The following is a 20,922-nucleotide window of genomic DNA, read 5'->3' on the forward strand; positions in this document are numbered from 1 at the left end:
CGATAGCCCGGTCCCATGACCAATATCGTCGGCCATGTCGCGGCGCTCAACCGCTATCCCGTCAAGTCGATGGCCGGCGAGCGACTCGATATGGCCGAAGTCGACTGGCAGGGGATCGAGGGTGACCGCCAATATGCCTTCGTGCGCAAGGCCAATGGCACGCGCTTCCCCTGGTTGACCGCGCGCGAAGTGCCGGCGATGGTGCTCCACCATGCGCGCTTCGCCGATCCGGCTGCGCCCAAGACCTCGGCCGTGCTGATCGACACGCCCGACGGCGCGGCGGTGTCGCTGCACGATCCGTCGCTCCACGGCCATCTCGAGGCCGCGGCGGGCGAGCCGGTGGGGCTGATCCAGGTGGCGAGGGGCATCTATGATTCGATGCCGATCTCGATCGTCACCACCGCGAGTCACGCGCAGGTAGAGACGGCACATGGCAGCACACTCGACCCGCGGCGCTTCCGTTCGAACCTGGTGATCGAGAGCGCGCTGCCGGTGAGCGACTGGCGGGGGCTGCGGCTGGCCTTCGGCAATGGCGAAGACGGCGCGGTGGTGCAGATGGCCGACCCGATCCCCCGCTGCGCGCTGATCACGATCGATCCCGACACCGCCGCCAAGGAGCCGCGGATATTGCGCACGGTCGCCCAGCAGTTCGGCAATGCCTATGGCGTCTATGCGACCCCGGCACGCCCGGGGCTGATCCGCGCCGGTGATCCGGTGCGCGTGATCGACTGAACAGGGAAGCGATGGAGAGGAAGAGAATGACCGGACGGGCATCGAAGCTGCGCAAGGGAATCGCGATCGGCGCCGGGGTGGCCGTCGCTGGATTGGCGGGCATCCTCTATGCGCCGTCGGTGCTGGCCTTTCCGCACCGCGCGCAGATCGGGCAAGTCACCGTCTATTCGGTCGAACCGATCGGGCCGGAGATGACCGGCATCCTCGCCCGGGCCGACGCGCTCACCGCAGCAAGCCCCCTCGCCGCTCCCTTGGGCAATCGCGCCATCTATCTCACCGAAGGCGGCTGGCGCTGGACGCTGCTCGCGCTGCCGAATTACTCGGGCGCCTTCGCGTTGACGCGTCCCCTGTCGAACAACATCGTCGTCAACCGCAGCGCGTCTGCGCGGGACGAGGTGCGCAATGCCGCCGAAATCGGCAACCGGCGGACGCTGAGCGGGACGATCGCGCATGAGACCACGCACCTGCTGATCGACCGCCACTACGGACCGATCGGCGCGCGGCTGCTGACGAGCCGGACGGTCGAGGGCTATTGCGACCATGTCGCACAGGAGAGCAGCCTTTCCGCGAGCCAGGCGGCAACGCTGCGGCAACAGGGCTCGGGTGCACCCGCGCTTCGCTATTTCGAAGCTCGCCAGCAGGTCGCGCAGCGGCTGGCGGCGGGCGCCAGCGTCGATCAGGCCCTGCGCGACTGAGCGCTCAGCCGGCCAGCGTGTTCTTGTAGATCCGCCCGTCCTTCATGATCACGCGGAAGTTGCGCTCGGGATCGTTGAGCAGATCGATATTGTCGACCGGATTGCCCTCGACGATGAGCAGGTCGGCATAAGCGCCCGGCTCGATCACGCCGAGCCTGGCGGGATAGGGATTGCGTGGGCCCGAGAGCCGCATCAGCTCGCCGTTCGCCGCAGTCGCCTGGCTCAATATCTCGGACGCGCTGAACCAACGCTTGAGCTTCGGGATCTGCGCGGTCTGCCGGGGCGCGATATTGGGCGCGAAGAGGATGTCGGTGCCGAAGGCGAGCTTGAGCTTGTACTTCTTCGCGAGCTGATAGACCCGGTCTGTCCCCGCGATGACCTCTAGCTGCTTCTCGCGTTCGAACGATCCCGGAGGCAGCGGGCTGGCATCCTCGTCGTCGAGGAAAGGCTGGGTGCTCAACCAGGTGCCCTTGGCCGCCATCAGCCTGGCGGTGGCGTCGTCCATGAGATGGCCGTGCTCGATGCACTTCACCCCCGCCGCGATCGCGCGCTGCATCGCTGCGGGGGTATAGGCATGGGCGACGACATAGGTGCCCCAATTCTCCGCCGCCTCGACCGCGGCGTGCAACTCGGCCTCGGTGAAGGTCGAGACGTCGAGCGGGCTGAAGGGCGAGGCGACGCCGCCGCCGGCGGTGAGCTTGATCTGGGTGGCGCCCTGCATCAGCTGCTCGCGCGCGCGCATCCGCACTTCGTCGGGGCTGTCGACGACGATCGCGCCGCCGAGCACCTCCATGCGGGTCAGCTGGCCGGGCACGCGCGGGAGATCGGAGAGCTGGCGGAAGTCGCCATGGCCGCTGGTGATGGTGATCATCGCGCCCGAGGGATAGATTCGCGGCCCCGCGACCAATCCGCTGTCGATCGCGCGCTTGAGCGAGAAGGACGGCCCGCCGAGGTCGCGGATCGTGGTGAAGCCGCGCATCAGCGCCGCCGTCGCCTGCACGCCCGCGACGAGATTGGTGAAGCCGGCATCGGAGGAGAGCAACTGCGCCGGCGTGAGCGCGACAAGCGTGGTGTGCCAGTGCGCATCGATCAGTCCCGGCATCAAGGTGCGGCCGCCGCCATCGAGCGTGGTGCCCTCCGCTCCGTTCGGCAGCGCGATCGGATCGCGCGAGATCCGGCTGATGAGGTTGCCCACCACCAGCACGTTAGAGGGCGCCGAGAGCGCCTGTCCCCCGGTGAACAGCCGGACGTTGGTGATCAGGACCGCGCGGGGCGCGGCGCTCTGGGGCCGGGCTGGCTCCGCGTCCCCGGCGGAGGAAACGCCACCGAGCAGCAGCCCGAACCCGCCGAGCAGGCAGGCGACGCGAATCCTGGTCTTCATCGCGGATCTCCTGACGAACGTTCAGGGTCCGCACTCGCACTTCGGAGGGCATGCCTACTATCGGGATGAGTCCCGACATCCGGCCGGTGGGAATCCCGCGGTCGGGCTCAGCCCAGTCCGTCGAGCGCCCTTTCCACGCCGTCCATCGTGAAAGGCTTGGAGAGGATCGGGCGATTGCGCCAGGCCTCGGCGATCGTGTCGCCCGCCCCGCCGGTGGCGAGGATGAAGGGGATGCCGAGCTCGTCGAGCCGCGCGGCGACCGGCCAGCTCTGCTCGCCGCCGCGCAGATTGACGTCGAGGATCGCCACCTCGATCCCGCCGGCCTCGATCCGCGCCAGCGCGCCCGCGACATCATCGGCAGTGCCAGCGACCTCACGCTCCAACACATCGAGGAAATCCTCGAGCATCATCGCGATCAAGGGCTCGTCCTCGACGATCAGGACACGACGCAAACTGGGCATAATCAGCCCTTTGCAGGAAATTCTGGCCACGCCAAGAGGTTATTTCGGAGCGAGAACGTCACGCGCAGCCTCGGCAAGCTGTTGAACCGAAAACGGTTTGGGGAGGAAGGCGACATTGTCGAGATCGATCGACTTGCGCAATTGTTCCTCGGCATAGCCCGACATGAACAGGATCGGCAGATCGGGATAGCGCGCGCGGACCCGGCGCGCCATCGTGGGCCCGTCCATCGAAGGCATGACGACGTCGCTGATCAGCAGGTCCGGCTTGTCCATACCCTCGAGCGTCTCGAGCGCGACCTCGCCATTCTCGGCGGCGACGACGGTATAGCCCTGGCGGGTGAGCGCGCGCTCGGCAACCGCGCGGACCATGTCCTCGTCCTCGACGAGCAGGATCGTCCCCGATCCCCAGAGGTCGATCTGGCGCGGCTTCACCGGCGCCTTGGCGACCACCGCCTCGGGCGCGGCGTGGACGGGCAGATAGATGGTGAACTCGGCGCCGCCGCCGGGGACGTTGTCGGCGAAGATGAACCCGCCCGACTGCTTGATGATGCCGTAGACCGTCGAGAGGCCGAGCCCCGTCCCCTTCCCCACTTCCTTGGTGGTGAAAAAGGGCTCCCAGATCTTGCCGAGGATGTCGGGCGGGATCCCGGTGCCGGTGTCGGTGATGCGGAGCGCCGTATAGTCGCCGACGGGGAGCACGTCGTCGTCCATCTGGCGGACCTCGGCGGCGGCGACGCACGCCGTGGCGATGGTGAGCGTGCCGCCACCATTGGGGTTTGCGGCAAGCATCGAATCGCGGGCGTTTACCGCGAGGTTGACGACCACCTGCTCGAGCTGGCCCGGATCGGCGCGGACCGGCCCCAGATTGCGGCCATGCTTGACCTCGAGCCGGACGGTCTCGCCGAGCAGGCGCTTGAGGAGGTTGGAGACCTCCGAGATGACGTCGGGGAGCTGGACCACCTGGGGGCGCAGGGTCTGCTGGCGCGAGAAAGCGAGCAACTGGCGGGTCAGCGAGGCGGCGCGGTTCGAATTGGCGCGGATCTGCTGGATGTCGTCATAGTCGCTGTCGCCGGGCGAATGGCGCATCAGCATCAGGTCGCAATGCCCGATGATCGCGGTGAGGATGTTGTTGAAATCGTGCGCGACGCCGCCGGCGAGCTGGCCGACCGCCTGCATCTTGGTCGCCTGCGCGATCTGGCGCTTGAGCTTGCCCTCCTCGCCCGAATCCTTGAGGCTGATCAGCACCGCGGCGTCGCCCAGACCGCGCGCGCCCGCGATGGTGAGCGCAACCGGCTCCTCGGGCGCATCGACGAAGCGCACCGTCATCTCGACCGATTGCGCAGCGCCACCGGCGAAGCGGCGGACCGCGTCGGCGAGCGCGGCCTTGTCCTCGCGCACGACGAGGTCGATCGGATAGAGCGGGGGCGCGGCGGAATTGATCCGCGCGGCGCGGACGAACGCGTCGTTCATGCTGACGAAGCGGCCGTCGCGATCGACCAAGGCGAGCCCCGAGGGCAGCATCGCGATCAACGAGCGGACATGCGCAGAGGCGCTCGCCCCGATCGCGGGCGCCGGCAGGTTGAGATTGTCCTCGTCGAGCAGCGCGACGAGCATCGGCGTGTCCTCGCCGTCGAGGAACGGGATCTGGAGGACGCGCAGCGGCGTACCGTCGAGCCCCTCGCGCTCGAAGCGGACGAGGCCCATCGAATCGGTGATCAGGAAACGCGTGAAGTCGCGACCCTCGGCGGGCGCATCGGGCGCGCCCATCGCGCGCGCCTTGAACACCCGGTTGGCCGAGCGGATCCGGCCCTCGGGCGTGACCATCACGGCCATGATCCCCGCCGCGGCCAGCCGCTCGCCGGTATGCCCGTCGATCAGCGCCTCGACCTGCGCGGCGAGATCGAGCGCCTGGATGCCGACGAAGCGCCAGACCAGCGACTCGTCGCCCACGCGCGCGACCCGCGCGGAGACCGGCGCGCCGAAGACCTGGATGTTCTCGACCCGCGCCTCGCCGTCGCGCCAGGCCGCGCGCGCGGCGGTGCCGAGATCCTCCACCGCGGCGTCGCTGACCGGCAGGCTGGGCGGCGTCGGCCAGCCGGCGAAGAGGATCTCATAGCGCGCATTGGCGCAGACCAGCCGGCCTGCGCGATCGGTGACCGCGAGCGCGTCGTCCGAGGCGGAGGCGAGCGCCTGGGCGACCGCCCAGTCGGTATGCGGCTCGGCGACTTCCTCGCTGTGGAGCATCCGGCGCGCGCCGAGCAGCACGCCCCCCGCGAGAATGCCCGCCGCGGCGAAGCCGATCGCGACCGCGCGATCGTCGAGCGTGAGGAGGATCAGCGCCGCGGCGATCAGCCCTGCGATGCTCGCCGCGAGGAGCGGCAGCAGCCTGGGGGATCCGGAGGCAGGAGTCGGCAATGTCGCCATGTGCCTAGCGATGTTCGGTACGCGGGCGTGGGTCAAGGGTTACAGGCAAATCCTCCCCGAGCTTGTCTCGGGGAGGGGGACCGCCGGCCGGAGGCCGGTGGTGGAGGGGCGGCGGTGAAACCGCCGTCTTCGCGGCGGCCCCTCCACCATCGCTACGCGATGGTCCCCCTCCCCCAGCAAGCTGGGGGAGGATTTGAAGTCACCAAATCCGCACGCGCTTCTCGGGCGTCAGGAACAGCTTGTTCCCCGCCTCCGGCGCGAAGGCCGAGTACCAGGGGTCGAGGTTGCGCACGACCCAGGCGCGCTGCTGCGACGGCGAGTGCGGGTCGGTGAGCAGGCGCTGGCGGAGGTTCGCCTCGCGATAGTTGCGCCGCCAGACCTGCGCCCAGCCGAGATAGAAGCGCTGGTCGCCCGAAGTGCCGTCGATCACCGGCGCGCCCGCGCCGCCCAGCGAATGCTTGTAGGCGTCATAGGCGACGGTGAGTCCGGCCAGATCGGCGACATTCTCGCCGAGCGTCAGCGCGCCCTTGACGTGCATGCCCGGCAGCGGCTCGTACTGGTCGTACTGCGCCACCAGCGCGTCGGTGCGCGCCTTGAAGGCGGCGACGTCGGTCGGAGTCCACCAGTCGGTCAGGCGGCCCTCGGCGTTATACTTGGCGCCCTGGTCGTCGAAGTGGTGGCTGAGCTCGTGCCCGATCACCGCGCCGATACCGCCATAGTTGACCGCCGGATCGGCATTGGGATCGAAGAAGGGTGGCTGCAGGATCGCGGCGGGGAAAACGATCTCGACCATGCCGAAATTGGCATAGGCGTTCACTTCCATCGGGGTCATGCCCCATTCCCAACGCCGGATCGGGCCGCCGAGCTTGGAGACGTTGTCGTCATGTGCCCAATTGTTGGCGCGGACATTGTTGCCATAGGCGTCGCCCGCGACGATCCGCAGGTTCGCATAATCGTGCCACTTGTCGGGATAGCCGATCTTGGGCGTGAAGGCGGCGAGCTTGGCGTGCGCCTTCACCTTGGTCTCGGGCGCCATCCATTCGAGCTGGTCGATCCGGCGGTCCATCGCGGCGATGACGTTCTTGACCAGCGCGTCCGCCGCGGCCTTGGTCGCGGGCGGGAAATATTTGGCGACATAGGCCTGGCTGACCTCGTCCGAGATCGCGCCGGTGGTGAAGTCGACCGCGCGCTTCCAGCGGACCTGCTGCTCGGGCGTGCCCGAAAGCGTGGTGCCGTAGAAGGCGAACTGCTCCTTGTCGAAGGACGAAGGCAGCACGTCGGCGAAATTGTCGAGGCTGCGGACGAGCAACTGATCCTTGAGCACCCCGACCGGCGTGGCGCCGACCAGCTTCGCGATCCCCGTCACCGCGCTCGGCTGGGCGACGATCACGCTGTCGACCGGCGCGCCGATCCCGGCGAAATAGCCCTTGAAGTCGAAGCCCGGCGCCTTCCGCGCGAGCTCGGCGACGGTCATCTTGTTGTAGGTCTTGTTCGCGTCGCGGCTCTCGACGCGGGTCCAATGCGCCTGCGCGATCTTGGTCTCGAAGGCCAGGATTGCCTTGGCGCGGGCCGCCGCATTGGGCTCGCCCGCGAGGGTCAGGACGTTGGCGAGATGCTTCTCGTAAGCCGCCCGAGTCTCGGCGAGCTTGGCGTCCTTCGAGAGATAATAGTCGCGGTCGGGCATGCCGAGCCCGCCCTGGAAGAGGTTGAGGGCGTAGACCTCGGGATTCTTGTCGTCCTGGCCGACGAAGCTGCCGAACAGGCCCTGGATGCCGTTGCGATCGGCCTGGGCGTAGAGCGCGGCGAGGCCCGGCTTGGCCTTCACGCCCTTGATCTGGTCTAGCCAGGGCTGGATCGGCGCGAGGCCCTTGGCGTCGATCGCGGCGGTGTCGAGATAGGTCGCATAAGCGACGCCGATCTTCGAGTTGGGATCGGCCTTGGCGGCCTCGAGGATCTCCTGCGTGCGCTGCTTCGACAGGTCGTCGATCACATTGAAGGCGCCGTAATTGGACTTGTCGGCCGGGATCGGCGTAGCCCGCGCCCAGGCGCCGTTGGCGAAGCCGTAGAAATCGTCGCCGGGAGCGATCGCCTTGTCCATTCCGGCCTCGTCGAAGCCGTAATCGCCGATCTCGGGGCGCGGCGCGGCTGGGGTAGGCGCAACCAGGTCTATCGCAGCCTGCGACAGGGGTGCGGCCTGGGTGACCTCGGGCGGCGGGGCTTCGCCGCTGGTGCAGCCTGCTAGCAGAGCGGGTGCGGCGAGGAAGGTGGTGGCGAGAAGCGGAAGACGCATGGACGACCCTTCGAAAAGAGAAAGGCGCTGTCTTACTAGGCCATTACGCCGCGTCAATCTGCCGCGCGGTGCGCTCGGCTGACCGCCTACGCCACTTCCGGGCGATCCACAGCCGCCAGCTGAGCGCAGTGACGACATAGCCGAGGATACCGCCGAGCACGGCGCAGATCGCCATGCCGACCGCCGTGGGCAGACCGACATCGGCGGCGAGCCAGTGCAGCCAGCCGGTATCCACCACCGCGGTCTTCGCCGCCGTCGCCGCGGTCGCGCCGCCCAGGTGCAGCGTCCAGCCGCCGACCTTGTAGTAGAGGATGAGCAGCAGCGGCGTGGTGAAGGGGTTGGTGAAGAAAGTGGTCAGCGCGGCGGCGGGCACGTTGGCGCGCAGCGGCAGCGCGAGCACCGCCGAGGCCGGGATCTGGCCCATCGGGATCAGGATGCCGGTGAACATGCCGAGCGCCACGCCGCGCGGCACCGAGCGCCGCGTCATCCGCCACAAGGAGGAATGGAGGATGCGGCTGGCGAGCGGCTTCAGCCAGCGGTTCGACTCGAAGGTCTCGCGCGTCGGCAGGTTGCGCTGAACCCACCCCCGGAAACGGCCGCCGAGCCCGCGCTCAGCCACGGTCGCGGAGGATTCGGCCTTGCTCCCGCTTCCAGTCCCGTTCCTTGATGGACTCGCGCTTGTCATGCGTCTTCTTGCCCTTTGCGAGTGCGAGCTCGACCTTCGCGCGCCCACGCCCGTTGAAATAGATCGAGAGCGGGACGAGCGTCATACCCTCACGTGCCACCGCGCCGTGAAGCTTGTTTATTTCGCGCTCATGAAGGAGCAATTTACGGGGGCGCTTCGGTTCATGGTTGAAGCGGTTTCCGTGGCTGAATTCGGGAATGTTCGAATTGACCAGCCAGACGCCGCCCTCGTTGACCTCGGCATAGGCCTCGGCGATCGAGCCCTCGCCGAAGCGCAGCGACTTCACCTCGGTGCCGGTGAGCGCGATGCCGGCCTCGTACACCGTCTCGATGAAGTAATCGAACCGCGCGCGCCGGTTCTCGGCGACGGTCTTCACCTTCTCGGAATGGGCGTGCGGGCGGGCCATAAGAGGGGCGCATGTAGGGGCGCGGCGGGCTTAAGGGAAGCCGTTGATCCGGGGCGAAGCGAGAAAAGGAGCCGCGCGAGCGCCGGGCGCCTTTCCGTCGCTAGCATGCCCCGCCTTTCTATCCTCCCCCGCCAGGGGGAGGTGTCGCCGCAGGCGACGGAGGGGGAGGAATCACACCGTTAGGTTCGGGAGTCCTCCCCCTCCGTCATGCTTCGCATGCCACCTCCCCCTTGCGGGGGAGGATAATCGGGCTCAGCGCATCCGCGCGCTGAACGAGATGCCGATGATGCGGGGGTCGTTGAACACCGCGGCCATATAGTTCTCGATCACGCCCTTGAGGTTCTTCTCGTTGGTGATGTTGCGCGCGAACGCCGCGATTTCCCAATCGCCGCCATCGCCTTCATAGCCGATCTTCAAACCACCTTCGAAGTTGCCGTCCGAGGTGAACTCCTTGGTGTCGTAGAGCACGAAGCTGGTGAAGCCCTGCAGGTTCCAGTCGGTCGAGACGAAGAACTTGCCGTCGCCCTCGACCGGGATGTCGTAGCGCGCCGCGACGTTGAGGTTGTACTCGGGCGCGTTGGGCAGGCGATTGCCGTCGATCCGGGCGAAGACGCCGCGGCCGGGGATGGTCACGGTCGGGTCCTGGACGGTGCACACCACCACGCCGCCGAGCGCGCAGACCTGGGCCAGCGCGTCCTGGTCGTCGATCTCGGTGTGCAGCCAACTACCGCCGAGCGTGAGCGCGAGATTCTCGACCGGGTGCAGATCGAGCTCGGCTTCGACGCCATACGCCTTGGCCTTGTCGGCATTGAGCAGCACGCCGTTGCCGTTGAGGTCGTTGGCGTTGAGCTGGATGTCGTCGACCGTGTAGTAGAAGGCGCTCAGGTTGAAGCGGACGCGGTTGTCGAGCAGCGCCCCCTTCACGCCCGCTTCCCACGACAGGATCGTCTCCGAATCCGCAGTGGTGAAGTCGGCATTGAACACCGCCGAACGGCCCTGGATCGTCGGACCACGGAAGCCCTTGGCGACCCGGGCGTAGAGGCTGACATCGTCCGAGAGCTTGTAGAGCGCGCTGACGTCCCAGCTTTCCTTGGTGTCCTCAAGCTCGACGAAGCGGCGGCCGGTATAGGTGACCACGCCCGCTCCGGTGTCGGCGGTCTTGAGCAGGCGCGTCGACTTGCTGTCGTTGGTGATACGCGCGCCGGCGGTGAGCGTCAGGTTGGGGACGATCTCGTAGCTTGCCTGGCCGAACACCGCCCAGCTGGTATTGACGTTGCGCAGGCGCACCCAGTTGTTGGGGTTGCGGCTATTGGGGTTGGCGGGATCGAAGGGCGCCGAGAGGAAATAGCGGCGCTGGTAGAAATCGGTGATGTCGCGCGAGTCGAAATAATAGCCGCCGAACTGCCAGTTGAACGCGCCGGTGCCCGGGCTGGCGAGGCGCAGCTCCTGGCTGAACTGGTCGAGATCGCGGACATTGCCCTGCGACTGGCCGTAGAAGGCCGGGCCGGCGAACAGGGTCGCGGCGCCGCCATCGGTATCGCCGCGGCTATAGCCCGAGGTCGACTCCCATGCCGAGATCGACGTGAGCACCGCGCCGCCGAAATCGTAGCTCGCGCGGAGCGATGCGCCGTAGGTGTCATAGGCCTGCGGATTGTCCATCGCCTCGTCATAGGCGACGCGGTCGCGCCGCTCGGCCTCGACGCTGTTCGAGCCCTTCACCAGCGCGCCGCGGTGGAAGAGCGTCGAGCTGCCCTTGTACCAGCGACCATGGCCGGAGAGGTCGAAGGTCAGCCGGTCGCTCGGCGTCAGGCGGAGCTGGAGGCGCAGGTTGCGATCGTCGAACCCGCCCATCGCGTTGAAGCTGCCGCGCGTGCCGTCGAAGCTGGGGCCGGTATAGGTGTTGTCGATCCAGTCGTCGCGGTGCTGGTAGAGGCCCGAGACGCGGAACGAGAGCAGGTCGTCGACGATCGGGCCGCCGAAGCCGGCGTCGATGTTGGTGCTGGCATGGGTGCCGACCGACATCGCAGCGCGGCCCTGGAAGGTGTCGCTCGGGCGGATCGTGTCGAACTTGATGATGCCGGCGGTGGTGTTGCGGCCGAAGAGCGAGCCCTGGGGCCCGCGCAGCACCTCGACACGGTCGAGATCATAGACCGGGTTCGACTTGAGCACGACATGCTCGAGCACGACGTCGTCCTGGATGATCGACACCGGCTGCGAGGCACCGAGGTAGAAGTCGATATTGCCCAGGCCGCGGATGTAGAAGCGCGGGAAGATGCGGCCCGTGGTGGTCTCGGCATAGAGGCCGGGGACGCGGCCGGCGAGCGCGAGCGTGTCGTCGCCCGCCGCCTGGAAGTCGCGGAGCTGCTCGCCCTGTATCGCCGCCACCGAGAGCGGCACGTCGACCAGGCGCTGCTCGCGGCGCTGCGCGGTCACGACGATGTCGCCGCCGGCTTCCGGCTCGGACGCCGGCGCATTGTCCTGCGCAAAGGCAGTGCCGGCGTAAAGCAAGGCAGCGAGAGCCGTCCCGGAACGAAGGGCGCGGCGGGCAAAAATGGACTTCATCGGTTCCCCAATCTGTTGTTCTCGGTTTCGCGGACGCACGCAGCCGACCCCGGACGCTCGATGCGCGCACGGCGGCTGGCATTCACGAAAAGGGCTGTTCCCCTGAGCGCGCGGCTAGGCGCCGATTATGATGGGATTGTGACGGTTTCGTTCCATTTGCCGCGCGCTGCGGTGCAATGTTTGCAAGCGGTGTTGTGCCGCGAGAAACTGGATGATCAGATCAGCCCGGCATGCGCCAGCGCGGCGTCGACCGCCGCGCGGCTGGCCTCCGACGCCTCGGTCATCGGGAGGCGGAGCTCGCCGGGGAAGCCGGGGCGGACCTTGCCGAGCGCGTACTTGACCGGGCCGGGCGAGGCATCTGTGAACATCGCGATGTGCAGGGGATAGAGCCGGTCGTGCAGCTCCAGCGCACGAACATTGTCGCCCAACGCCCAGGCGGCCTGAAACTCGGCGCACAGCCGCGGCGCGACATTGGCGGTGACCGAGATGCACCCCGTCCCGCCCATCGCGTTGAAGGCGAGCGCGGTCTCGTCATTGCCCGAGAGCTGGACGAAACCCGCGCCACAGCCGGCGCGCTGCTCGGAGACGCGGCCGAGTTGGCCGGTGGCATCCTTGACGCCGACGAACCGGTCGGGGAACGCCGCGACGATCCGCGCCATCGTCGCCGGCTGGATGTCGGTCACGGTACGGCCGGGGACGTTGTAGAGCACGATCGGCAGGTCGGTCGCGTTCGCCACCGCTTCGAAATGGCGGAAGATGCCTTCCTGGCTGGGGCGGTTGTAATAAGGCGGCACCATCAGCACCGCGTCGGCGCCCGAGGCCTTGGCGGCATGGACGTTGGCGATCGCCACCCAGGTGTCGTTCGAGCCCGCGCCGGCGAGGATCTTCACCCTGCCCTTCGCCTGGTCCGCGCAGACGCGCACGACCTCGAAATGCTCGTCCTTGGTCAGCGTCGCCGCCTCGCCGGTGGTGCCGCACGGCACGAGCGCCGACGAACCTTCGGCAATCTGCCATTCAACAAGCGCGCGGTAATCTTCTTCGGCGAAGATGCCGTTACGGAACGGCGTGACGAGCGCGGGAATCGACCCGGAGAACATGGCGTGAAAATCTTCCTCGAATCCCGAGATCGGGACTGGCAGATAGGCGGCGATTCCGTATGATGTCCAGCATGCTCGGGTCTGTTATCAAGAGCGCAGTGCTGCTCGCTGGCGTATCGGGGGTCGCGGTTTCATCGCAACTCACGCAGGAACAAATCGGGTCGGTCGCCGGGGCGTTGCAGAACATGGCCTCGCCGGTGTCTCCGGCCTATGCCCAGTCGGACCCGGTCGCGACCGCGCTGACCGAGTGGAAGCGGCTCCAGCAGTCCGACAACTGGCCCTTCTCCGACTATGCCGATTTCATGCTCGCCCATCCAGGCTGGCCGGGCGAGACGAGCCGGCGCGCCGCGGCCGAGACCGTGCTCGACAGCGGAACCTGGGCGCCTGGGCTGGCGGTGCAGTTCTTCGAGCGCTTCCCGCCGCTCACCCCGGCAGGCCATCTGCGCTTCGCCGAGGCGCTGGCCGCCTCGGGCAGGCGCGCCGAGGCCAACGAGCAGGCGCGCAAGGCCTGGCGCGCGGGGACGCTGCGCCCCGCCGACGAGAGCAAGCTCATGGCTGGCTTCCTGCCGGCACTCACTCCCGCCGACCATGACGCGCGGGCCGACATGCTGCTGTGGAAGGGCGCGACCAGCGCGGCGACCCGGCAGCTCGCCTTCGTCTCGCCGGCCAAGCGTCCGATCTTCGAGGCGCGGATCGCGTTCCGGACCAAGGCACCGGACGCGGCGCTCAAGGGCGCGAACGCGATGGACATCGGCCGCAGCGATCCCGGCTATCTCGCCGACCGCGCGCTTTGGCTGCGCGATTCCGGACAAAGCCCGGCGATGCGCTCCTATCTCGCCCAGCGGCCGCGGCTGACCGCCTATCCCGGCGATGCCGAGAAATGGTACGAAGTGCTGCTCACGGCGGCGCGCGGCGCCTCCTCGGACGGGCAGCACAGCCTTGCCTACCAGATCGCGAGCCAGGTCGACGACGCCTTTCCCTCGACCACGGTCATCGCCGAGCTGCCGCTGGGCGAGCGCGACGACTATACCAGCCTGGCCTGGCTGGCAGGCACGACCGCCTATTACAATCTCGCCCGTCCGCGCGACGCGATCGGGATGTTCGAGCGCTATTCCAGGGGCTCGAAGACCCCGACGACCCAGTCCAAGGGGCTCTATTGGGCCGGCCGCGCGGCCGAGGCGGCGGGCGATCAGGTGGCGGCGCAAGACTATTTCACGCGCGCCGCGGGCTTCTCGGACCTCTATTACGGCCAGCTCGCCGCCGAGCGGCTCGGCCGCCCGCTGAAGGGCCCGCCGCCGCTCGACACGCGGCTCGCCGATCCGGTGGCGCGCGACGCCTTCTACCGGCGCGAGACGGTGCGTGCGGCGCAGCTGCTCGGGAATATGGGCGACCGCGTCTCGCAGGGCCTGTTCATCCGCCAGATCGCGCGCGACGCGACCACCGACAGCGACCATGTCCTCGCCGCCGAGCTCAGCCGGACGATCGGCCGGCCCGATCTGGGGGTGATGGTGGGGCGCAGCGCGCTCGAGAACGGGCTGTCGGACTATACCGCGGCGGGCTTCCCCTCGGTGCGCGTCCCCGAATCCCAGCGCGATTACTGGACGATCGTCCACGCCATCGCGCGACAGGAGAGCCAGTTCGATCGCGCCGCGGTGAGCCATGCCGGCGCGCGCGGGCTGATGCAGCTGATGCCGGGCACCGCGGCCGAGACCGCGGGCAAATTGGGGCTCAGCTACAACCGGGATTCGCTGACCACCGATACCGACTACAATATCAAGCTCGGCTCGACCTATTTCCAGCGGATGTTCAACCTCTACGGCAGCTATCCGCTGGCGGTGGCGGCGTACAATGCCGGCCCGGGCAACGTGAACAAATGGCTCCGCGCCAATGGCGATCCGCGGCTGCCGGGCGGCGACATGATCCGCTGGGTCGAGCAGATCCCGATCTTCGAGACCAAGAACTATGTCCAGCGCGTGCTGGAGAACGCCGTGGTCTACGATTTGATGAACCCCCAGCATGCCCGCTCGCGCGGGCCGGCGAACATGAGCTGGTATCTGGGGAAGAGCCGGCCGGGATGACCTTTTGATCGTCATCCCCGCGAAAGCGGGGCCCCATCTCCGGCACCCTCCACGCGCAAAACCGCTGTAGTATTACATGGCCTCTGCACGAGATGGGTCCCCGCTTTCGCGGGGATGACGTATGGACATCCGATGGACCGCCCCAACTACATCACTCCCGCCGGCTACGCCGCGCTCCGCGCCGAGTATGACGCGCTGTTCGCGACCGAGCGGCCGCAACTGGTCGAGACGATCGCCTGGGCCGCGGGCAATGGCGACCGGTCGGAGAACGGGGACTATATCTACGGCCGCAAGCGGCTGCGCGAGATCGACCGCCGGCTGGGCTGGCTGTCGAAGCGGATGAAGGCCGCCAAGGTGGTAGACCCCGCCGCGCAGGAGGACCGCAACCGGGTGTTCTTCGGCGCGACGGTGACGATCGCCGACGAGGACGACAACCAGCGCGAATTGACCCTGGTCGGCGACGACGAGACCGATGCAGGCAAGGGGCTGATCGGCTGGAATGCCCCGCTCGCACGCGCGCTGCGCGGGGCCGGCATCGGCGACCTCAGGCGGGTCACCCTGCCCGGCGGCGAGCGCGAATATGAAGTGATCGCGGTCACTTACCCTTGAATCGTGCCCGGTATGCGGTGAATCGAATCGCCACACCCCTCCGCTTTCGACACACCGTGCTAGACTGTCGACGGGCCCCCAAGGTTCGGGGCCGGGTCAGCGTAGGGTTTATGACGACACAGCGTATTCTGGTTTCCGGCCGCGTCCAGGGCGTCGGCTATCGCGACTGGGTGGTGCGCACGGCGCAACGCACCGGCCTGACCGGCTGGGTGCGCAACGTGCGCGACGGGCGCGTGGAGATACTGGTCTCGGGCGACGACGACAGCGTCGCGAAGCTGGTCGAGGGCTGCCACGAGGGGTCCCCGCTGGCGCGCGTCGACCATGTCGAGGCCTTCTCGGCCGAAGGCGAGCGGCAGACCAAGGGCTTCACCAAACGCTTCACCGCCTGAACGGGAAACGCAGGGTTTCATCGGCGCCGGTTGATTCCGGCACGCGGGCATGAAAGGTTCCGCCTTCGAAACGGCGCGACCGAGCGCGCCGTTCAGACAGGAGGAATGCATGCCCCTTCCCGCGAGTTGGTCCGGTCCCTTGCTGAGCGTGCTGCGCATCGTCACGGCGCTCGCCTTCATGCACCACGGCACGTCCAAGTTCTTCGGGCTGCCGCCCTTCCCCTATCCGCTGAATCCGCTGCTCTACGCGGCCGGCGGGATCGAGCTGGTGGGCGGCGCGCTACTGCTGATCGGGCTGTTCACGCGACCGGTGGCGTTCATCGCCTCGGGCATGTGCGCGGTCGGCTATTTCATGGCGCACGCCCCCAAGGGCTTCTATCCCTCGGTCAATGGCGGCGAGGCGATCCTGCTCTACGCCTTCATCTTCCTCTACCTCGCGGCCGCGGGCGCGGGTCCGTGGAGCGTCGACGCGGCGCGCAACCGCGGCTGACGATCAGCTGCAGGAGGCGCGTTTCGCGACCGTCTCCTGCACGCGGATCATTGCGGGAAGCCGCTGCAATCGCCGCCTAGCCGCTGCGCGAAGCCGCCGCCGGCATAGCCGAGCTCGGCATGGTCCGCCTTGCCGATGAAGTAGCGGACCTTGCGCTGCCCGTCGGGGCTGGTCTCGACCACCCAGGCGTCGCGATCGCCGACCTTCTCGCTGCCGACCACGTCGAGGCTGAAGCGGCCGAGGCCCTTGTCATATTGGTAGAAGGGGAGCTCGAAATGCGCGCCCTCCGCCAGCGGCAGCGCGGCGAAGGTGAGCCCCCAGAGATTGCCTTCCCAGACGGGGCCGGTCAGCGCGGTCTCTTGCGGAGCACCCCCTGCCCGGGTCGTGACGAGCTTGCCCGTCGCATAGGCGACGCGGACATGCTCGACGCCCGCCTTGCGGCTGTCGAAGGCGATCGGGGTGAGGTCCTTCCGGCGCAGCACGAAATGATCGCGCAGGTCGAACTTGTCGCCGACGCGCTGGTGGATGACGACATCCCAGGCCGGCACGCCGTCCGCGGTCGTCGCCTTCACGGTCTGGAGCGTCGCGCCCATCACCGTCTCGCCGCGGGCGATGGCGTAGCAGACGGTGCCGGGCTGGAGGCGGGCGCCGTCGACGGCGGGGAGCGCGGCCTGTGCCGCCAGTGCAAGGAACAGCATCGCTCCAGTCTAGCCGCGCCGGCGCGGCCGTCCAGCGTGTTTTACTCAGCTAACGCACTTTCCAGCGCCTTGCGCTGCGTCACGACTTCGATGCCGCGGGCGTCGACCTCGAAACCCGCGACGTGGAAGCCGTGGCGGAGGTTGAGCAGGATCATCGCGTTGTTGGCGGCGCGGGTGCGGGTCTCGACGAAGCGATAACCGGCGACGGCGGCATGCGCGTGCTGGCGCCGCATCAGCTGCGAGGCCACACCCTGCCCGCGGAGGCGCGGATGCACGCCGCCGAGCCACGAATAGAGCAGCGCCTCGCCGCGTCGATAGCCGAGCTTGAACCCGACCCATTCGCCGCCCTCGATCGCCAGCCACAGATCCGGATCGGCGATATGGGGCAAGCGGCCGAGCAGATAATCGGGGTCGAACTCCGGGAACACCGCCTTGCAGAGCGCGAGCAGCGGATCGGCGGCGTCGCGGATCGGCCCCGTCCAGCGCTGATATTCGATATCGAGCATGTCGGTTTTGATAGACAGCGGACGGCACCGACAGAAGTCAGTTCTCGCCGCCGACGATCTCCTCCAGCAACTGGACGGTATTCGCGTCCGGCTCGCCCGCATAGGCCATGACCTGCTGGAGCGCCTTCTCGGCGGTCTGGCGGATCTTGGCATCGTCCTCGGGGCCGAGAAGGCGCGCCGCGTTCTTGAGCGCGAAGGCGGACTGGAAGAAGAGGAAGGGCGGATCGCTCTTGAACCGATCGAGCAGCCAGTCGAGGTCGAGCAGGTCGGGATCGAGCTGCATCATCGCGATCGCGGCCAGTCGCTCGCCGGGGGAGTCCGACGCCTTCAGCTCGCCGATCAGGTGCGACAGCGCCGGGCCGATGGTGCGCATCTTGACGAGCATCTCGGTCATCGCACGCGAACGTTCGCGGCCCGAGGGCAAGGTCTTGCGCAGGATGTCGAACTCGAGCGAGAGCTGTTTGAGCTGCGCCCGGAGCGCCTGGTCGTCGAGCGCCCTGGCCGCGACCTGGACGCGCGTCGCCGAGCGGATCTGCTGGGGCGAGATCTTGCTGGGATCGGCCAGCGCCGCGTCGACCAGCCCCTCGGTCTCCTTCTCCAGTTCGGCCTCGAACACGCCGAGCTTCACCTTGCGCATCCGCTTTACCAGCGCGGGCACATTCTCCGCCGCGAGCAGGATCTGCGCGCGGAACAACAGGAACAGCACGATCAGCGAAACCGGCCAGACGATCGCGGCAATGAGCGCCGCGATCGCCGTGATGAGGGCCGCCAGTCCGGTCATATCCCCAACCCCGCTCATGAGAGAGGCAGTCTACCCTTCCGCAGAAAGTATCGCGGCTTTGCCCGACCGTCTATGAAGCATGGCATGAAGCGCTTCCTCACGCTCGCATGCGTCCTGTTCGCCGGAACCGGCGCCGCACAGGCGCAGGAGCTGAGGTCGCTCTGCCCCGACCGACCGGGGCTCGGCACGCCGGCATGCACGGTCGATCGCGGGCATGTCGTCGCCGAGCTGGGCGTGGTCGACTGGTCGCTCGACCAGGACGACAGCACGCGCACCGACAGCTGGACGATGGGCGACCTGCTGCTCCGCTACGGCGTGACCGGGGACATGGAGGTGCAGGTCGGCTGGACCGCGTTGGGCGCGGTCCGCGCGCGCGACAAGCTCGCCGGGACGATCAGCCATGGCTCTGGCATCGGCGACGTCACGCTCGCGGTACGTCGCAACCTCTCGCACCCGGACGGGTCGGGATTCTCGGCGGCGGTTATGCCCTATGTCACGCTCCCCACCGGCGGCGCGACGATCGGCGCGGGCGACTGGGGAAGCGGGCTGATCGTGCCGCTCAGCTACAGCCTGAGCGATAGTTTCAGCATCGCGCTGACACCCGAAGTCGATGCCGCGGTCGATGCGGACCGGCGCGGGCGGCATCTCGCTTTCGGCGGCGTGATCGGGCTGGGTGCCCAGATCGGTGAGGCGGTGAGCGGCGCGCTCGAATTCCAGGCATTGCGCGACGAGGATCCGAGCGGCCACGCCACGAAGAAGCTGGCGAGCCTCTCCTTGGCCTGGCAGCCCAGGGGCGACCTCCAGCTCGATGCGGGCGCAGTGGCCGGGCTGAACGCGGCGAGCCCCGACGTGGAGCTTTACGTGGGGATCACGCGGCGCTTCTAGAAACGCGCCCTTCCCGCTCCAGCGGCAAGGGCGCGTCAGACGATCAGCGCGTCAGCTTTTTGTACGACAGCGCAGTCGGGCGGTCGGCGGCGTCGCCGAGGCGGCGGCGCTTGTCTTCCTCATAGGCTTCGAAATTGCCTTCGAACCATTCGACATGGCTGTTGCCCTCGAAGGCGAGGATGTGCGTGGCGAGACGATCGAGGAAGAAGCGGTCGTGGCTGATCACCACCGCGCAACCCGCGAAATTCTCGATAGCCTCTTCCAGCGCGCCCAAGGTCTCGACGTCGAGATCGTTGGTCGGCTCGTCGAGCAGCAGGACGTTGCCGCCGCGCTTGAGCATTTTCGCGATGTTCACGCGATTGCGCTCGCCGCCCGAGAGCTTGCCGACGTTCTTCTGCTGGTCCTGGCCCTTGAAATTGAACGCGCCGACATAGGCGCGAGTCGACTGGTCGTGGCCGTTGACCTTCATGTAATCGAGCCCGTCCGAGATCTCCTCCCAGACGTTCTTCGACGGATCGAGGTGATCGCGGCTCTGGTCGACATAGCCGAGGCGCACCGTCGAGCCCATCTCGATCGTGCCGCTGTCCGGGGTCTCCTGGCCGGTGATCAGCTTGAACAAGGTCGACTTGCCGGCGCCGTTGGGGCCGATCACGCCGACGATGCCGCCGGCGGGGAGCATGAACGAGAGATTCTCGAACAGCAATTTGTCGCCATAGGCCTTGGAGATGTTCTCGACCTCGATCACCTTGCCGCCGAGGCGCTCGGGCACCTGGATGACGATCTGGGCCTTGCCCGGCGTGCGGTTCTGCTGCGCGGCGACGAGCTGGTCGAACTTGGCGATACGCGCCTTGGACTTGGTCTGGCGGCCCTTGGGTCCCTGCCGGATCCATTCGAGCTCGTCCTTGATCGCCTTCTGGCGCCCGGACTCCTCGCGCTCCTCCTGCTCGAGGCGCTTGGCCTTCTTCTCGAGATAGGTCGAGTAATTGCCCTCGTACGGGAAATACTTGCCGCGATCGATCTCGAGGATCCAGCCGACGACATTGTCGAGGAAGTAGCGGTCGTGGGTGATCATCAGCACCGCGCCGGCATATTCCTTGAGGTGGTTCTCGAGCCACTCGACGCTCTCGGCATCGAGGTGGTTGGTCGGTTCGTCGAGCAGCAGGATCGAGGGCTTCTGGATCAGCAGCCGGGTGAGCGCGATGCGACGCTTCTCGCCTCCCGACAGGTTCGTGACCGGCCAATCCGACGGCGGACAGCGCAGGGCTTCCATCGCGACCTCGAGCTGGTTGTCGAGCGTCCAGCCGTCGACCGCGTCGATCTTGGCCTGGAGATCGCCCATCTCCTCCATCAGCGCGTCGAAATCGGTGTCGTCCTTGGGATCGCCCATTTCCGCCGAGATCGCGTTGAAACGATCGACCAGGTCGGCGGTCTGGCGCGCGCCTTCCTTGACGTTCTCGAGCACGGTCTTGGTCGGGTCGAGCTGGGGCTCCTGCTCCAGATAGCCGACGGTGATGTTCTCGCCCGGCCATGCCTCGCCGGTGAAATCCTTGTCGACGCCGGCCATGATCTTCATCAGCGTCGACTTGCCGGCGCCGTTCGGGCCGACGATGCCGATCTTGGCGCCCTGATAGAATTGCAGGTTGATGTTGTTGAGCACCGGCTTGGGAGCGCCGGGGAAGGTCTTGGTCATGTCCTTCATCACGAAGGCGTATTGGGCGGCCACGGGGCTGGTCTCCGTTTCGAACTCTGGGAT

General features: G+C 67.6%; 19 protein-coding genes. 7 read left to right on the plus strand and 12 right to left on the minus strand.

The annotated features are described in order from the left end of the window. Window positions 1–15: 15 nt before the first annotated feature. The gene (locus MT490_RS10420; RefSeq protein WP_297386943.1) at window positions 16–732 is read left to right on the plus strand and encodes an MOSC N-terminal beta barrel domain-containing protein; all 717 of its coding nucleotides are present in this window, start codon (window positions 16–18) and stop codon (window positions 730–732) included. A gap of 26 nt (window positions 733–758) precedes the next feature. Further along, complete coding sequence (locus MT490_RS10425; protein WP_297386945.1) at window positions 759–1,427, plus strand: hypothetical protein; 669 nt, start codon at window positions 759–761, stop codon at window positions 1,425–1,427. Window positions 1,428–1,431: 4 nt separating this feature from the next. Here the strand turns inward: MT490_RS10425 and MT490_RS10430 are convergent, their stop codons facing one another. The 8 genes from MT490_RS10430 to dapA all read right to left on the minus strand — a co-directional run bounded on the left by MT490_RS10430 (window position 1,432) and on the right by dapA (window position 12,733). Continuing rightward, the gene (locus tag MT490_RS10430; RefSeq protein ID WP_297386947.1) at window positions 1,432–2,808 is read right to left on the minus strand and encodes an amidohydrolase family protein; all 1,377 of its coding nucleotides are present in this window, start codon (window positions 2,806–2,808) and stop codon (window positions 1,432–1,434) included. 107 nt (window positions 2,809–2,915) lie between these two features. Next, window positions 2,916–3,269 (minus strand): response regulator, encoded by a 354-nt coding sequence (locus tag MT490_RS10435; RefSeq protein ID WP_297386949.1) that lies wholly within the window; start codon window positions 3,267–3,269, stop codon window positions 2,916–2,918. A gap of 39 nt (window positions 3,270–3,308) precedes the next feature. Beyond that, on the minus strand, window positions 3,309–5,693 hold the full coding sequence (locus tag MT490_RS10440) for a PAS domain-containing sensor histidine kinase (protein WP_297386951.1): 2,385 nt from the start codon (window positions 5,691–5,693) through the stop codon (window positions 3,309–3,311). 199 nt (window positions 5,694–5,892) lie between these two features. Next, window positions 5,893–7,983: a M13 family metallopeptidase gene (locus tag MT490_RS10445; RefSeq protein WP_297386953.1), complete on the minus strand. Its 2,091-nt coding sequence runs from the start codon at window positions 7,981–7,983 to the stop codon at window positions 5,893–5,895. 43 nt (window positions 7,984–8,026) lie between these two features. Beyond that, entirely contained in the window at window positions 8,027–8,602 is a 576-nt protein-coding gene (locus tag MT490_RS10450) for a DUF2062 domain-containing protein (protein ID WP_297386956.1), read from the minus strand. Beyond that, a complete protein-coding gene (gene smpB, locus MT490_RS10455) occupies window positions 8,595–9,074 on the minus strand; it encodes an SsrA-binding protein SmpB (protein WP_297386958.1) in 480 nt (159 codons plus the stop codon). The genes MT490_RS10450 and smpB overlap by 8 nt, the downstream gene beginning before the upstream one ends. A 252-nt stretch (window positions 9,075–9,326) precedes the next feature. Beyond that, on the minus strand, window positions 9,327–11,636 hold the full coding sequence (locus tag MT490_RS10460; protein ID WP_297386960.1) for a TonB-dependent receptor: 2,310 nt from the start codon (window positions 11,634–11,636) through the stop codon (window positions 9,327–9,329). A 215-nt stretch (window positions 11,637–11,851) separates the two neighbouring features. Then, a complete protein-coding gene (gene dapA, locus MT490_RS10465; protein WP_297386962.1) occupies window positions 11,852–12,733 on the minus strand; it encodes a 4-hydroxy-tetrahydrodipicolinate synthase in 882 nt (293 codons plus the stop codon). 71 nt (window positions 12,734–12,804) lie between these two features. On the opposite strand from dapA, the gene MT490_RS10470 reads away from it, so the two are divergent. From MT490_RS10470 to MT490_RS10485, 4 genes are all read left to right on the plus strand, one after another. Further along, window positions 12,805–14,811, plus strand: coding sequence for a lytic transglycosylase domain-containing protein (locus MT490_RS10470; protein WP_297386965.1), 2,007 nt, complete (start codon window positions 12,805–12,807; stop codon window positions 14,809–14,811). Between the two features lie 132 nt (window positions 14,812–14,943). Further along, a complete protein-coding gene (gene greB / locus MT490_RS10475; RefSeq protein WP_297386967.1) occupies window positions 14,944–15,420 on the plus strand; it encodes a transcription elongation factor GreB in 477 nt (158 codons plus the stop codon). A 110-nt stretch (window positions 15,421–15,530) separates the two neighbouring features. Further along, window positions 15,531–15,809, plus strand: coding sequence for an acylphosphatase (locus tag MT490_RS10480; protein WP_297386969.1), 279 nt, complete (start codon window positions 15,531–15,533; stop codon window positions 15,807–15,809). 109 nt (window positions 15,810–15,918) lie between these two features. Beyond that, a complete protein-coding gene (locus MT490_RS10485) occupies window positions 15,919–16,299 on the plus strand; it encodes a DoxX family protein (RefSeq protein ID WP_297386972.1) in 381 nt (126 codons plus the stop codon). A gap of 47 nt (window positions 16,300–16,346) precedes the next feature. Here MT490_RS10485 and MT490_RS10490 read toward each other — a convergent pair whose 3' ends face one another. The 3 genes from MT490_RS10490 to MT490_RS10500 are packed head-to-tail and all read right to left on the minus strand — an operon-like array spanning window position 16,347 to window position 18,284. Beyond that, entirely contained in the window at window positions 16,347–16,997 is a 651-nt protein-coding gene (locus MT490_RS10490; RefSeq protein ID WP_297386975.1) for a hypothetical protein, read from the minus strand. 41 nt (window positions 16,998–17,038) lie between these two features. Beyond that, the gene (locus MT490_RS10495; protein ID WP_297386978.1) at window positions 17,039–17,503 is read right to left on the minus strand and encodes a GNAT family N-acetyltransferase; all 465 of its coding nucleotides are present in this window, start codon (window positions 17,501–17,503) and stop codon (window positions 17,039–17,041) included. Between the two features lie 37 nt (window positions 17,504–17,540). After that, window positions 17,541–18,284, minus strand: a complete 744-nt coding sequence (locus MT490_RS10500; protein WP_297386980.1) for a hypothetical protein — start codon at window positions 18,282–18,284, stop codon at window positions 17,541–17,543. 84 nt (window positions 18,285–18,368) lie between these two features. Here MT490_RS10500 and MT490_RS10505 point away from each other — a divergent pair, with 84 nt between their 5' ends. Next, window positions 18,369–19,169, plus strand: a complete 801-nt coding sequence (locus tag MT490_RS10505) for a transporter (protein ID WP_297386982.1) — start codon at window positions 18,369–18,371, stop codon at window positions 19,167–19,169. Window positions 19,170–19,212: 43 nt separating this feature from the next. Here the strand turns inward: MT490_RS10505 and ettA are convergent, their stop codons facing one another. Beyond that, the gene (gene ettA, locus MT490_RS10510; protein WP_297386985.1) at window positions 19,213–20,892 is read right to left on the minus strand and encodes an energy-dependent translational throttle protein EttA; all 1,680 of its coding nucleotides are present in this window, start codon (window positions 20,890–20,892) and stop codon (window positions 19,213–19,215) included. Window positions 20,893–20,922 lie beyond the last annotated feature (30 nt).

The sequence above is a fragment of the Sphingomonas sp. genome (assembly GCF_026460985.1).
Classification (GTDB): domain Bacteria; phylum Pseudomonadota; class Alphaproteobacteria; order Sphingomonadales; family Sphingomonadaceae; genus Sphingomonas.

Coding starts and splice junctions, on each gene's coding strand:
- MT490_RS10420 (WP_297386943.1), top strand. CDS start 16: ATGACCAATATCGTCGGCCATGTCGCGGCGCTCAACCGCTATCCCGTC.
- MT490_RS10425 (WP_297386945.1), top strand. CDS start 759: ATGACCGGACGGGCATCGAAGCTGCGCAAGGGAATCGCGATCGGCGCC.
- MT490_RS10430 (WP_297386947.1), bottom strand. CDS start 2,808: ATGAAGACCAGGATTCGCGTCGCCTGCCTGCTCGGCGGGTTCGGGCTG.
- MT490_RS10435 (WP_297386949.1), bottom strand. CDS start 3,269: ATGCCCAGTTTGCGTCGTGTCCTGATCGTCGAGGACGAGCCCTTGATC.
- MT490_RS10440 (WP_297386951.1), bottom strand. CDS start 5,693: ATGGCGACATTGCCGACTCCTGCCTCCGGATCCCCCAGGCTGCTGCCG.
- MT490_RS10445 (WP_297386953.1), bottom strand. CDS start 7,983: ATGCGTCTTCCGCTTCTCGCCACCACCTTCCTCGCCGCACCCGCTCTG.
- smpB (WP_297386958.1), bottom strand. CDS start 9,074: ATGGCCCGCCCGCACGCCCATTCCGAGAAGGTGAAGACCGTCGCCGAG.
- MT490_RS10460 (WP_297386960.1), bottom strand. CDS start 11,636: ATGAAGTCCATTTTTGCCCGCCGCGCCCTTCGTTCCGGGACGGCTCTC.
- dapA (WP_297386962.1), bottom strand. CDS start 12,733: ATGTTCTCCGGGTCGATTCCCGCGCTCGTCACGCCGTTCCGTAACGGC.
- MT490_RS10470 (WP_297386965.1), top strand. CDS start 12,805: ATGCTCGGGTCTGTTATCAAGAGCGCAGTGCTGCTCGCTGGCGTATCG.
- greB (WP_297386967.1), top strand. CDS start 14,944: ATGGACCGCCCCAACTACATCACTCCCGCCGGCTACGCCGCGCTCCGC.
- MT490_RS10480 (WP_297386969.1), top strand. CDS start 15,531: ATGACGACACAGCGTATTCTGGTTTCCGGCCGCGTCCAGGGCGTCGGC.
- MT490_RS10485 (WP_297386972.1), top strand. CDS start 15,919: ATGCCCCTTCCCGCGAGTTGGTCCGGTCCCTTGCTGAGCGTGCTGCGC.
- MT490_RS10490 (WP_297386975.1), bottom strand. CDS start 16,997: ATGCTGTTCCTTGCACTGGCGGCACAGGCCGCGCTCCCCGCCGTCGAC.
- MT490_RS10495 (WP_297386978.1), bottom strand. CDS start 17,503: ATGCTCGATATCGAATATCAGCGCTGGACGGGGCCGATCCGCGACGCC.
- MT490_RS10500 (WP_297386980.1), bottom strand. CDS start 18,284: ATGACCGGACTGGCGGCCCTCATCACGGCGATCGCGGCGCTCATTGCC.
- MT490_RS10505 (WP_297386982.1), top strand. CDS start 18,369: ATGAAGCGCTTCCTCACGCTCGCATGCGTCCTGTTCGCCGGAACCGGC.